This window comes from uncultured Marinococcus sp. (assembly GCF_947493875.1).
Classification (GTDB): domain Bacteria; phylum Bacillota; class Bacilli; order Bacillales; family Marinococcaceae; genus Marinococcus.
Map to the genome: position 1 here is coordinate 1 of NZ_CANLSU010000008.1, position 14135 is coordinate 14135.

At 38.8% G+C, this 14135-nt stretch carries 11 protein-coding genes and 1 pseudogene; 2 read left to right on the forward strand and 10 right to left on the reverse strand.

From position 1 onward, the window contains the following. Positions 1 to 419, reverse strand: a 419-nt coding sequence (locus tag Q0757_RS14195; protein ID WP_298788488.1) for a transposase, incomplete at its 3' end; no start/stop codon positions are given. A gap of 104 nt (positions 420 to 523) precedes the next feature. Between Q0757_RS14195 and Q0757_RS14200 the strand changes: the two are divergent. Beyond that, positions 524 to 739: pseudogene (locus Q0757_RS14200) on the forward strand (ATP-binding protein); the annotation flags it as partial. Between the two features lie 46 nt (positions 740 to 785). Here Q0757_RS14200 and Q0757_RS14205 read toward each other — a convergent pair. The 7 genes from Q0757_RS14205 to Q0757_RS14235 form a co-directional block, all read right to left on the reverse strand. Beyond that, a complete protein-coding gene (locus tag Q0757_RS14205) occupies positions 786 to 1136 on the reverse strand; it encodes a class I SAM-dependent methyltransferase (protein ID WP_298788490.1) in 351 nt (116 codons plus the stop codon). Positions 1137 to 1451: 315 nt separating this feature from the next. Continuing rightward, positions 1452 to 1661, reverse strand: coding sequence for a copper chaperone CopZ (copZ, locus tag Q0757_RS14210; RefSeq protein WP_298788492.1), 210 nt, complete (start codon positions 1659 to 1661; stop codon positions 1452 to 1454). A 34-nt stretch (positions 1662 to 1695) separates the two neighbouring features. Then, positions 1696 to 4086: a heavy metal translocating P-type ATPase gene (locus Q0757_RS14215; RefSeq protein ID WP_298788494.1), complete on the reverse strand. Its 2391-nt coding sequence runs from the start codon at positions 4084 to 4086 to the stop codon at positions 1696 to 1698. 16 nt (positions 4087 to 4102) lie between these two features. Beyond that, positions 4103 to 4405 carry a metal-sensing transcriptional repressor gene (locus tag Q0757_RS14220; RefSeq protein ID WP_298788496.1) on the reverse strand — a complete coding sequence of 101 codons (303 nt, stop codon included), beginning with the start codon at positions 4403 to 4405 and terminating at the stop codon, positions 4103 to 4105. A gap of 164 nt (positions 4406 to 4569) precedes the next feature. Continuing rightward, complete coding sequence (locus Q0757_RS14225) at positions 4570 to 4848, reverse strand: glutaredoxin family protein (RefSeq protein WP_090928385.1); 279 nt, start codon at positions 4846 to 4848, stop codon at positions 4570 to 4572. A gap of 133 nt (positions 4849 to 4981) precedes the next feature. Next, entirely contained in the window at positions 4982 to 7090 is a 2109-nt protein-coding gene (locus Q0757_RS14230; protein ID WP_298788505.1) for a heavy metal translocating P-type ATPase, read from the reverse strand. A gap of 126 nt (positions 7091 to 7216) precedes the next feature. Then, the gene (locus Q0757_RS14235; RefSeq protein ID WP_298788507.1) at positions 7217 to 7825 is read right to left on the reverse strand and encodes a recombinase family protein; all 609 of its coding nucleotides are present in this window, start codon (positions 7823 to 7825) and stop codon (positions 7217 to 7219) included. Positions 7826 to 8119: 294 nt separating this feature from the next. Here Q0757_RS14235 and Q0757_RS14240 point away from each other — a divergent pair, with 294 nt between their 5' ends. Further along, positions 8120 to 9757: an ATP-dependent endonuclease gene (locus Q0757_RS14240; protein WP_298788509.1), complete on the forward strand. Its 1638-nt coding sequence runs from the start codon at positions 8120 to 8122 to the stop codon at positions 9755 to 9757. Positions 9758 to 9877: 120 nt separating this feature from the next. On the opposite strand, the gene Q0757_RS14245 is transcribed toward Q0757_RS14240, so the two are convergent. Continuing rightward, the gene (locus tag Q0757_RS14245; protein WP_298788511.1) at positions 9878 to 12976 is read right to left on the reverse strand and encodes an SMC family ATPase; all 3099 of its coding nucleotides are present in this window, start codon (positions 12974 to 12976) and stop codon (positions 9878 to 9880) included. Continuing rightward, a complete protein-coding gene (locus tag Q0757_RS14250; protein ID WP_298788513.1) occupies positions 12973 to 14127 on the reverse strand; it encodes an exonuclease SbcCD subunit D in 1155 nt (384 codons plus the stop codon). The genes Q0757_RS14245 and Q0757_RS14250 overlap by 4 nt, the downstream gene beginning before the upstream one ends. Positions 14128 to 14135: the final 8 nt, after the last annotated feature.

The window sequence follows — 14135 nt, forward strand, 5'->3', positions numbered from 1 at the left end:
GTCTGGGTCATGTTGGAAATGGTCTGCGGCGTGTAATGATGGCCGTACATGCGTTCGAGGAGATCGGCGATCTCCGCGGTAGTGACGCCCTTGTGGTACATATGCATCACAAACGCTTCCAGCGTGTCGTTCGTCCGTTTGTACGGCGCGACCGTCTGTTGGTGAAAGTCTCCGTTCCGGTCCCGGGGGATCGCCAGCGACAGCTCTCCAAATTCGGTTTTCAGCGTGCGTTCGTACGTGCCGTTGCGGGAATTGCCAGAACCAATGCCGGAGGCATCGTATTTGTCGTAATCCAGAAAGGACGTTAATTCGGTTTGAAGCAGCTGGTTGACGGCGTGTTCCAGGTGAGATCGAAAGATCTCGTTCACGTCCTGATGTTGGACTAGAGCGTGAGCAATATCTGTAGTAAAATCATTCATAGGGAAGTCCTCTTTTCTATGGATGTGGTCGGTAACTTCATTCTACTAGAAAAGGACTTCCTTTTTTCTTGTTCGCTCGTTTACACAAAATATTTTACGCTCTCGAAGCGAATCTATTCTTTCACTTAATAAATGAATTGTATAATCAAACATCAATTATATTGACATCAAATAAAGGACCAAGTGACTGGGGTGAATTATTGGGAGACCCAGCAATAACTGCAGCAATTTTGGATAGAATTATCCATCGTGCAGAAGTAATACAGTTATCAGGAGAAAGCCTTCGATTAAAAAATCGAAGTACTATATTTGAAGGTTAAACTGTTCAAAATTAATGAGCAAAAAGTGTTCAATTTAACTTGACAGTTACAGAGCCTTCATCGGTTCTGGAATGGTACAAAAAACAAGCGTGGCTACAACTGAATCAAATGTATTATCCGCAAACGGAAGCTTTTCCGCTTTGACCAGATAGGTTTGAATAGGGATACATGCTCTCTCCGTCCTTTTAAGTGCTCGTTCCTTCATCAAAGGGTTCGGTTCAATTGCATCTACCCGTGTTGCATCCAGATAGTGAGGAAAGTTCACTCCTGTACCTGAACCAACCTCCAGCACCCTTCCTACAGCCTGACTTACCAATGTTTTACGTATTTTCTTAAACTTAGTTTGTTCAAGCGGTCTCATTAACAAATCATAAATAGATGGAAACCATTTTCCCATTCTTCATTCACCTCACCTCGGAAAGGAACTTCTCCAGAACTGGACATACCATGAGACATATTACCTTGTGAATCGGAGGTTGATTCCTCGCTTGTATTTTGCTCGTTTTAATCATTCACTAAGACGACATCTGTTTCGATGGTGACATCCGTACCAGCTTTCTATCGCAATACCCAATACCAAGATCGGATCCGGCTGATGCTGGGGCATTATTAAAGCCATCACCTATCATGGCTGCCTTTTCCCACTTTTCTTTAATTCTTTACATGACAAAGCTGATTTTCCAGTCAGAAAACCAGCTTTGTCATTTTATATTTAGGAACTAACATCATAGCCTTGATCTTCAACAGCTTCTTTTAGTGTCTCAACTTTTACTTTTGATTCCTCAAAAGTAACATCTACTTTGCCAGATTTTAAGTTAACTTCAGCTGCTGATACGCCATCTAATTCATTTAATGCACCTTCAACGGACATTTTGCAATGTCCGCATGTCATGCCTTGAACATCTAGAGTTTTTTGTCCCATGCTTTTTCACCCCCTTTAAAGGTTTTAGAAAAAGTTATATCTTAACTCTCTTCAAGCGAAGGGAGTTAGAAACAACACTTACTGAACTTAATGCCATAGCTGCACCGGCAACCCATGGTGCAAGTAATCCAACTGCTGCAACCGGGATTCCTGCTGTGTTGTAGCCGAATGCCCAGAAGAGGTTTTGACGGATATTTCTAATTGTCGCATGGCTGATTTTAATGGCTTTCGGTATGAGCAATAGCTCCCCACCAAGAATCGTAATGTCAGCAGCTTCAATGGCCACTTCTGTACCAGTTCCAATGGCAATTCCAATATCGGCGATTGCAAGCGCAGGAGCATCATTTACCCCGTCCCCAACCATTCCAACCTTTTTACCTTGTAACTGAATTTCTTTTACTTTATCCGCTTTTTCTTCAGGCAATACTTGGGCTATTACTTGATCAATTCCTACCTGCTTTGCAATTGCTTGTGCAGTTCGCTCGTTATCGCCTGTTAACATGATAACTTCCAAGCCTTCTTCTTGTAACTCTTTAATTGCTTGTGGTGCTGTTTCTTTAATCGTATCTGCAACGGCAACAATTCCGCGATACTTCCCATCAACAGCAATTAACATCGCTGTTTTTCCATCCACTTCATAGTCGATCAATTCCTGCTCCGCACTACCAACATCAACTTGGTGATCTTGCATGAGTTTTCGATTTCCTACAAGAATGTTATTGCTGGAAATCGTAGCTTCGATACCATGACCAGGTATCGCATTGAAATCATCTACTTCACCTAACTCAATATCTTGTTCTGTTGCATAGGCAACAATCGCTTCTGCAAGTGGATGCTCGGAACCTTTTTCCGCACTAGCGAGTAATTGTAATGTCTCATCATCACCTGTAAAGTTTGTTACTTCAGGTTTTCCTTTTGTAATTGTTCCCGTTTTATCCAACACGATTGCATTTAATGCATGGGTACGCTCGAGATGTTCTCCACCTTTAAAAAGAATGCCATTTTCTGCACCTTTTCCTGTGCCAACCATAATAGATGTTGGTGTTGCAAGGCCTAAAGCACAAGGACATGCAATCACAAGGACAGCAATCGCTGCGACTAAAGCAGGTTCAAATTGCCCAGGTTGGACAAACGCGATCCATACAGTAAATGTTAAAATGGCAATACCTACAACGATTGGTACGAAATAGCCGGAAATGACGTCGGCTAGTCGCTGGATTGGTGCTTTCGATCCCTGTGCATCCTCGACTACTTTCACAATCGATGCAAGTGCCGTATCTTTACCAACCTTCGTTGCATGCATTTCAATCGAACCGTTTTTGTTTATCGTTGAGCCGATTACGCTAGCATCTACGTCTTTTTCAATCGGGATGGACTCCCCTGTAATCATCGATTCATCTACAGAGGTTCTTCCTTTTACAATCCTACCGTCCACAGGTATTTTTTCTCCAGGTTTTACAACTAATCGATCACCAACGACAACTTCCTCAACTGGAGTCATGATTTCCTCGCCATTTCTTATCACGCGAGCTTCTTTTGCCTGTAAATTAAGCAAAGAAGATAGTGCATTCGTTGTCTGGCTTTTTGCTCTTGTTTCCAAATACTTCCCAAATAAAATCAACGTAATGATTACAGCACTTGTTTCAAAGTACAAATGCGGTTCGTACACTGGATTACCGATGGTCCTAAACGCTTCGAATAAACTATAGAAATATGCTGCACTCGTTCCTAATGCAACAAGTACATCCATGTTTGCCCCGCCATTACGAAGGTTCTTATATGCACCAACATAAAACTGCCAGCCGATAATAAATTGTACTGGTGTTGCGAGTGCAAATTGGAACCACGGATTCATGAATATATCCGGTATATTCATATTAAATAAATGAACCAACATGGTTACTATTAGCGGCGCAGTTAACACGGCTGAAACGATTAATTTCGTCTTCATATTTTTAATTTCTTTTTCTTTATGCGTTTGCTTTTCTTCTGCTTCCGCTTTAAGTTGCGCATCATAACCCAATTTTTTGATTTTCTCAATGATTCCTTTTGTATCTACGAGTCCTGGGTTATATTCTACAGATGCCGTTTCTGTTGTTAAGTTTACATTTGCAGATTTAACCCCGTCTTGCTTATTCAATACCTTTTCAATACGGGTTGAACAGGCGGCACAGGTCATTCCAAAAACATCTAAATCTGTTTGTTCCATTAAAACGCCGTAGCCGACTTTTTCAATTTTATTCGAAATATCTTCGATGGAGGTTTTCTCTGAATCATAGTCTACTGTTGCTTTTTCTGTCGTTAAATTAACCTGTGCATCTACTCCATCCATTTTATTTAAAACTTTTTCAATACGATTGGAACAAGCAGCACAGGTCATGCCTGTCACACCAAGTGTTGCATGGTTTGTTTCGGTTTCACTCATGAATGCTCCCTCCTAACTACTTGGAAAACTGCTTCAGTACACTCATTAATTCTTCAATCGTTTCCGCGCCTTCACCTTGTTTAATCGCATCACTGACACAATGGTTGATATGTCGTTCCGTGACTGCGAAACCTACATTTTTTAATGCGGATTGAATGGCGCTAATTTGTACTAAAATATCTACACAATAGCGATCCTCTTCCACCATTTTCTGTATTCCACGAACTTGACCTTCTATACGTTTTAAACGATTAATCATTTTTTCCTTTTCAGCTTCTGTTCTTGGGGTACTTGGGTGATCACGTAAGAATTTATCCAAATGAATCACTTCCTTTTCTTTTATACTTATGCTATACCCCCGCATGGTATATTTGTCAACAAAAAAATCAGGAAAAAGTTAAATTACACCTTTTTCATAATTACCATACTAGCTAGGGGGGGATTTAGCCAAAAATACTCTCGCTCTAATCATAATGATATTAGCTATCCTACATTTAGCAGCCTTTTTATTTCATCCTTATTCCTTTCAAACCCAATCATACTTTTTGGCTTTCTCACCAACCTCAAAAGGGATGGATCAGAAAATACAAGTGCTGGTACGATTCTATTTCCCGTTATCTTTATAAGATCTTTTTCTTTTGATGGTTGTTTTGCCAAATCATATTGCTTGTGCGGAATATGATGACCTTCCAAGAATTTTTTCAGGTCCTGGCAATCCGAACAAGTAGGTCTCGTGTAGATTTCCAAATGATATTTAGCCATCTCTCTCCCCCCTATTGCTTATTCTTTTACTTCTATAATAAACTCCATGTCTTCTTCGAAAAGATCTAGCGTGAGTTTACTACAATAACCTCACGCTAGAGTTTTACTTTAAATAGCTGTTTGATGACATTACTTAAGCTTTTAATAGTTTTGCATTTATCGCAACAATAATGGTACTCAAACTCATCAATACTGCCCCTACTGCAGGACTTAGTACAATGCCAATCGGCGCTAGGACACCTGCTGCGAGTGGTATGGCAAAAATATTATAACCTGTCGCCCACCAGAGATTCTGGACCATTTTCCGATAGGTTTTTTTCGATAAATCCATTAGTGCCACAACATCATTCGGGTTGCTTTTCACAAGCACCACATCAGCTGTTTCCATTGCTACATCCGTACCTGCGCCAATAGCAATTCCCAAATCAGCTGTAGCAAGTGCCGGCGCATCATTCACACCATCACCCGTCATAGCAACCTTCCAGCCTTTTGCTTGTATTTGTTTCACCTGATTCGCTTTGTCATCCGGTAAAACTTCTGCATAGACTTCATCGATACCCAGTTGTTTTGCTACCCAGTTTGCAACCTTTTTATTGTCTCCTGTTAGCATAATGGAATGTATTCCATTTTCCTTCAGGGTTGAAATAGCTTCTTTTGCTGTTTCACGAACGATATCTGCTAACGCGATCATCCCGATCAATTCATCTTCAAGCAGAACAAATACGACGGTCTTTCCTTCTTCTGACATTTCATTAAACAACTGCTGATCGTAACTAAAATTATTATCACTTACATAACCCGGACTGACAACATTTACTTTTCTTCCGTCCACTTTCCCTTGAATTCCTTTTCCTGTTATCGACTCGAAATCAGTTAATTTTCCTAAAGCAACCTCTTGTTCTTTCGCTTCCTTCACAATCCCGGTTGCTATCGGATGTTCAGAGTTTTGTTCTACAGTGGATGCATATTTTAAAAGATCTCCTTCGTTATATCCCTCACTAGGCACGATATTAGTTACACCAAATTCACCTTTTGTCAGTGTACCTGTTTTGTCAAAAACAACCGCATTTAAATTACGTGCCCCTTCAAAATTAGCACGGTTCCGAATTAGCAATCCTTTTTTGGCAGAAATAGATGTAGAAACTGCTACAACAAGAGGTGCTGCTAACCCGAGTGCATGCGGACAAGTAATAACCATAACGGTAACCATCCGTTCAATGGCAACATCAAAAGAGTACCCCAAGAGCAACCAAATAAATAAGGTTGCAAAACCAGCAGCTAGTGCAAGGTAAAATAACCACTTAGCCGCGCGGTTCGTCAAATCCTGTGTTCTGGATTTTGATTCCTGTGCTTCCTTTACCATTGTAATAACCTGTGATAAATAGGAATCTTCCCCTGTTTTTTCAACCTTTACGGTAAGAGAGCCTTCCTTATTAATCGATCCGCCGATGACTTCATCACCTTTATTTTTTTCAACCGGAACAGATTCCCCCGTAAGCATAGATTCATCAATAGCCGAATTCCCATCAATAATCGTTCCGTCTACAGGGATCTTTTCGCCCGGTTTTATAAGTACCCTGTCATTATTTCCCAACTCCGATAATGGGACATCCTGTACTTGATCATTATCATCTAATCGATGTGCTTCGTTTGGCATAAGTTTCACCAGCTGTTCAAGCGCGTTGGATGCACCCATCACAGACCGCATTTCAATCCAGTGACCGAGTAACATAATGTCAACCAATGTAGCCAGTTCCCAGAATAGCTGACTGCCTTCCCAGCCGAATACAACCATGGTGCTGTATCCGTACGCTATAGTAATCGCAAGCGCAATGAGTGTCATCATTCCAGGGTTCTTATCTTTCAACTCACTGATTCCGCCTGTTATAAATGGCCAGCCACCATAGAAAAATACTACGGTTGATAATGCAAATAAAATATACATATCACCAATGAAACGCCAATCAACTCCCATGAAATCTTGAATCATAGGTGATAAAGCGAGAATTGGAATGGTAAAAATTAAAGAAATAAAGAATCGTTTCTTGAAATCTCCAATCATATCTCCATGATCATGGTGCCCATGACCTCCGTGGCCGCCATGGTCATGTCCCCCGTGACTGTCATGGTCATGAGCATGACTTTGATGACTGTCATGGCTATGTTCTTCACCATCATGATGGTCATGGTTATGGTGGTTGTGTTCGCTATGCTTATGTTTTTCGTCCTCATGTTTTGCCATTAATATCACTCCTTCTAAATTATTTTGTTTGTCCTTCCATATGTTGCACAAATATCCATTCCTTATTTCTAATATATCATACTATACCCATGTATGGTAATTTTAATATTAAAGAATTAATTATAATTAAGTGTTTTCTTTTTCGTATCGTTTAACCATTCGATAATACGTGGTTTTATTGACGTTCACCCGCTTGGCAGCTTCTACCGCCGTGATTTTTCCCTGTTTCCACTGATGATAGACGTCCACAAAATGCTCATCGAGAGGGGCCTGCGGTCGCCCCAGCTTCACGCCTTTACGTTGGGCCGAATCAATCCCTTCGCGTTGCCGCTGGCGAATGCGCGTGCGCTCTTCTTCCGCAATCCAGGACAAAATCTGCAGGACCATATCGACAATGAATGTGCGCATGGAATCATTTTGTTCCCGAGTATCTAAAAGCGGCATATCCAACACCACAATGTCGCACTGCATTGTTTTTGTCAGCTCGTTCCATTCCTGCAAAATCTCGTCTTTGTTTCGACCAAATCGGTCCAGCGAATGAATGGTCAGCACGTCCCCTTTACGGAGAATGCGTTTTAATAATTGATACTGTTCGCGCTCGAAATTTTTTCCACTCACGTGATCCACAAAAATATCCCGTTCCAGAATGCCGGCTTCTTTCATCGCATCCATTTGACGAGCTTCATTTTGGTCGCGGCTGCTGACGCGTATGTATCCATAATTCCGATTATCCATGATCGGTCGACTCCTTGCTCGTTAACATAGTCATTTCATCTATTTAGTGTATCAAAAAAGCCGTGCCAATTATACAACGTGGCAAAAATAGCAATTGGATATTTTGCCACGCTTATAACTCCTTGATGTGTATGATTTCAACGCGTGGCGAAAAGTCTACCTTTTTCAACGATTAGAAGGAACTTTATTACAATAAAAGTAGTGGAAAGTATTTCAATATTATATACGTATTTTGAATTTTATGAAAAAATAGTAAGAGGTAATAATTACATTAATTTCTAAGGGGGAAGTTTTATGAGGCTTGTAGAATTTAGTGTCAAAAATTATAAAATTTTCAAAAACGAATTTTCGATTAAATTTAGTGAAGAAAATATGTCTATCTTGACTGGTAGAAATAATACCGGTAAATCTACTATTTTAGAAGCCTTGAACCACTTTTATAAAAAAAACATAAAAGCTAATTGTATTCCATTAGATTGTTTTTCTAATAAAAGAGAAATTATTTCAATGAAAGCTATTTTAAGAGCAGAAAATGGCGAAGAGTATGAAATTCAAAAAAAATATGAAGCAGAAAAAGCAGCTAAGTTTTTGATAGGAAATCAAGAAGCTAAGAAAACAGGCGAAGATGCTGAACTTATCAATAATTTATTAGAGAATCCACCATTTTATATAACACCAAATATGTCACCAGAAGATATAAACAAACTTATTCAAGACATTTACACTGACGTCCTTAAAGAAAAGCTTGAAACTTTTGATAAGGGAGAAGTTCAAGAAGGAGAAGAAGAACTTTTAGAAAAATACCGGCAAGTGCAAAAGGCTGTACCATCTTTTCTAGAAGAAATCACTGGCAATGTTGACAATTCGTTAGAATATGTAAGCAATGTAGTGTCTGGAGACTTGCAAAGACTTTTTTCAAATCAGCAACTTTCTATCCAAATTTCTGGTGGAGAAAGCCAAGGATTCTCTCCTGCTGATATCATTAAATCTACTTCTTCTAAAGTAACAGTTAAAGATCAACAAGCTACGGACAATATGCCATTAGAGAATCAAGGTACCGGTCTGCAACGAATGAGCCTAATCTATTTAATACAGAAATTAATTTCTGAAAAAGTTATTGGTAGCGATAATAAATTATTGTTAATTGATGAACCCGAGGCCTTTCTTCATCCAGAAGCAATACGCGCCCTAAGTAGCTCTCTTTATCAAATAGGAGGGAATATGCCTTTAATTATTTCTACCCATTCTCCAATACTGATTGACCTTTCCAAAGAACATTCAAATCTTCAAGTGTTTCGTGTGTCTAAAGATAAAGCTATTGATTTGTTCAAATCCACAAGAATTCGGTTCGAAGACGATGATATAAAAAATATGAAAGTAATGAACTATGTTGATTCCCATGTAAGTGAATTTTTCTTTGCTGACAACATTATCATAGTTGAAGGAGACACTGAATATCTAGCATTTCAGCACTTTGCAGAAGTCCACGATAAAAACGTACATATATTAAGAGCTAGAGGTAAAGACACTATTTGTACTTTAATGAAAATTTTAAATCAATTCAATACCAGCTATGCAGTTTTACATGATGCCGACAATCATCAACATTACGCCTCCTCTCAATACCAAGCTCAAGAAACTAAATGTAAAAATATATTCGATCTCTCTGAGGGCGATAATGGCATATATATATATTGTGCTAATAAAACATTTGAAGTTGCCATTGGCCATGAAGAACTTTCAAGCAAAAATAAAACAGCCTTTACTTTTGAATTAATTCACAACCCAACTGATGAAAATAAAGTATATAGAAAAAAAACAGAAAATTTATTTCTCAATATACTCGATCGAGAAACTAATAGTGAAGAATTCAGCGGAGAATTCAACATGATCACTTGCTATGAAGACATAGAAAAACACTTTCAAAATTGAAGAGTTTTTCCTTGGTCGATTAGTGTTCAATGGGCTGTAAGCTAAAAACAGCCATTCAGTACTTAGGAGTCAGTACCGAATGGCTGTTTTTATTATTGTAATATTTATGCTTCGTTATATTTAACTTACTAAAAAACGAGTTTGGCTATATCCTTCAAGCGTTTTAGAAACTTCAAGAATTGCTGGAAAGACTTTTTTCATCTCTTGCACATGAGAAATAACTCCAATGGTGCGTCCGGATTTTTGTAGATCAATCAATGTATCAATGACTTTATGCAGAGACTCTTCATCCAGGGAACCAAATCCTTCATCAATGAACATGGTATCAATCGTTATACCACCCTGATAACTTTGAATGATATCCGACATTCCAAGGGCCATACTCAAGGAAGCATTAAATTTTTCCCCACCAGATAAAGTTTTAACATCCCGATTTTGCCCCGTATAGGCATCGTAAACATCCAGACTTAAGCCGCTTTGCTTGCCGCGACTTTCCTGACGATCACTACGGATGAGGTGAAACTGTCCGTCTGTAATTCGGTAGAGACGCTCATTGGCCGCAGCAATAATTTGTTCGAGAAATTCAATTTGAACATAACGTTCAAAGGAAATTTTATTATTGTTATTCCCACGAATCATGTCGTGCAAATCAGCAATGACGCCGACTCTTTTCTCTTTATTGTCTAAATCATGTACGGTCTCTGTTATTTTTGTAATATAATTGTTAATCAGTTTTAGGTAATTTTCCGCTTCCGAATTCTTTTTTCTAATGTTCTCTAGTCTCTCTTTTAAGCTATTAAGCTCTTGTTCCATCGCTTCTAGGTCAACTTGATAGTGACCTTCAAGCGCTTGTTTTAGGTCATTAATTTGTTGAGAGAGCTTTTCTAACGTGGAATCATAATCGTTGATTTCCTGTTTCAGTTGTAAACGTGTTTCTTTCGACAAAAGAGCCTCACGATAAGATTCTTCCGTGCTAAAACCTTCATCTTGAATGGCCGAAAAGAATTGGTTTTCGGTTTTTTTACGTTTTTCTTGAACTTCTGTTAATTGATTAACTCGTTCTGTATAGGTTGTTTGATGCGTTAATTCCATTTGTCGGGCTTCAGAAAGCTCTTGTTGGGCTAGATTCCATTCTTTTTCTAGTCGGTTTTTCTTTTCTTTTAGACTATCAATGGTCTTTTTCAGTTCTGTTGGTGTTCGAAGATTTTCCGGAATGTTACTAATTTTTTCTTCATATCTTGATTTAGCAGTGGCTTGCTCAATTTTGATTTCTTGAATTTTTTCTTCTATCTTTTCTTTTTTTTCTTGGAGAGTTTTTAATTGCTTTTCTTTGTCGTCTTTGAGCTTTCGTTTTTGTTTTATTAAATTGAAGGTTTTCTCGAGCTCTTGGATTTTCTGCTTCATTTGCTCTGCTTCAGCATATAGTTTATTAAAAATGCTCTCTGCTTCATTGTAGGTAGAAAAGTGAAATTGTGCTAGCTCCTCCTCTCTTAAACGTTTAGTTTCTTCTACCTTGGATTGATACTCCACTTTCGCTTGCATGAACGCTTGGTGGGACTGATCATACTGATTTCGAATTTGCTTAAACTGCTCCTCCGTTGGAATCTTTTCATGAAATTTTGCTTTGTTCGGATGACTAGTACTTCCACAAACTGGACAAGAATCTCCATCGTGAAGATGTTCTGCCAATACTACTGCTTGCCCTTTGATCCAGGTTTCCTCTGTAGAATGGTACATTGACTTGTCTTTTTCAAACTGGATTTGCTTTTGCTCCATACTCGTTTTTAGCTCTTCGTTCGCTTTAACCTGTTCGAGATAGCTACGGAAGGTACGACCAACCTTTTGTTTTTCTTGAAAATGGTTTTGTTGCTCAGTTAGTGTTTCCGTTTCTTCCTCGTTTTGCTGAATAAATGTTCGTAAGTCATCGATTTCTTGTTGGATAGTATTGAGTTCTTTTACTGTATCTTCATGACTCTTATTTTCTTTATCAATTTGTTTTTGATGATTATCTAGAATTCGTTTATCTTGGTCGGCGTTTTCCACAGTTGGTTGAAGTTCTTCGAAACGGTTCAGCTCGTACACTGTACGAGCTCGCTCGTCTTCTTTTCTCTGTTCCGTTTCGTGAACCCTTTCGGCTTTTTGACGACGATCAACGGCCGCATGTATGTTGTTCTTTATTTCCTCAAGAGCTTCTTGTTTTTCCTGCTCCTCAATGCGACTGTTCTCTCTATACTCGTCATAGAGAGTCAGACTAGCTGCTTTTTCGGCATTTTCGAACCGATGCTTTTTGTCTTCAATTTCTTTTTCTCTTTTTCTCATTTCTTGCAACGTAGTTTCTTTTTCTCGAAGTTGGTCAAATTGTTGATTAATCTGCTTAGCCTCATAAAAATTTTCAACCATCTTCTCGTGTTTTTCTTCCGCCAATTGCATTTCGTTTTTAGTTTGTTCTAATTGATGCTGAAAGTATTCCGCTTCTTCTTCCATCCCACTGATGACCTGTGTCGGAAGATAATTTTCTTGATGAAATATTTTTGTAAGAGTCGATGCTTCTCTATATGGAACTGCTTCATGAATATGGTTTATATGCTGATGCAATTGAACGTTAATCCGCTCGTGTTGTTTTTCTGCTTCTTGACGCTTTTCTTTCATTTGATTGGCAAACCATTGATAAGGCTCTGTTTTAAATATTTTGCGCAGTATGGATTCCTTGTTTTCAGTTTCAGAAGTGAGAAGCTTGCGAAATTCTCCCTGGGGAAGCATAACGATTTGTTTAAATTGCTCTTCAGTTAAACCAATTAAGTCCTTCACCTTTTGATTAATTTCACTAACTATTTGTCGATCAACGCAAGGGAATTCGTTTTCTCCCCTCTGTTCATAGAATTCATATTTTTCTCCAGTAGCACTTTTATTGCCTTCTTTCACGTGAGGCATTTGACGTAGAATACGATATGATCTATCCTGCAGTTCAAACTCGAATTCTACGGACGTAGGTGTGTCGTCTCGAGCGAAATGACTGCGCATCATTCTCGGCTCTCCCCGATCTTCTCCACTCGCGCTTCCAAAAAGCGCAAAACAAATACCATCAAATAAAGTAGTCTTTCCGGCTCCCGTATTACCTGAAATAATAAACAACTTATGTTCTTTTAGATCAGAGAATTGTATGACTTCTTTTTCCTTATAAGGACCGAAGGCAGTCATCGTTAATTTGATTGGCTTCATTGATTTCGCTCCTCCCTCTCGAATTCTTCCAAAATCTCTTTAAAGATTATTTCTTCTTCTTTTTTTAATTCAGTCCCTTTCACTTCATAGTAAAAGGATTTGAAAAGAGAGACACGGTCCATTTCATCGCGCTTGGCAGGAGACGCGAAACTATGCCCTGCTGTAGAGACAGAAATTTCTCTATGAATATGCAAGGTGTTTGGAAAGACAGCACGTATTTTTTCCATGGGAGAAAGTATAGGTGTCTCATCTTCTAAATGAACAAAGACATAATCTTCACTCGGCGTTTCACTAAGTAATTCTTCCATTTTTCCTTTGATAACTCGCATATCTCTTTTTGGATTAAAGAGTTGCTTGTCAATAGTCGCATTTCCTTGCTCGTCTAAATCTACTACATAAAATCCTTTTTGATGCTTTGCCTCTGATGAAGAGTATTTTAGTGGGGAACCCGAGTAACGAATGGTGCTTTCTCCCGTATAATGAGCCTGATGAAGATGACCCAAAGCTGTGTAGTGAAAAACATTAAAAATTTCTGAAGAGACGTATTCTGCCCCACCGATAGACAACGGACGTTCAGAATCACTCGTATTCTCTTGCTCTTCACCATAAGGAGTAACAAATAAATGGCCTACGAAAACATGTCGAGCCTTCGCATCCATTTGTTCTTTTATTAGATCTACAATTTTCCTTGCAGCATCATTATGGGTTCGTATTTCCTCATCACCCGTAACTATTCGAATAATGCTAGGGTCCGTGTAAGGAATGGTGTGAAAGTGCACTTCCCCGTATTCATCATTAAGTTTTATTGGTTCAAAATCTTCAGTAAATTCACCAGTGACGTGAAATCCTCTTGACTTCATAATACTACTAGCAAAATGGAGACGGCTTGGACTGTCATGATTACCAGCAACAGCAATCACAGGAATATTTAAGTCTAGCACAATTTTTTCAAGTGTCTCGTCTAATAATTTTACAGCTTCCGTTGGAGGCACTGCACGATCATAAAGATCACCAGCTACTATGACTGCATCTGGTTGTTCTGCTTCTACTGCATAGACAAACTGTTCTAAGATAAACCTTTGATCTTCTGTCATATAAACGCCTTGAACTAATTTTCCTAAATGCCAGTCCGCTGTATGTAAAAATTTCATGTTTTTCA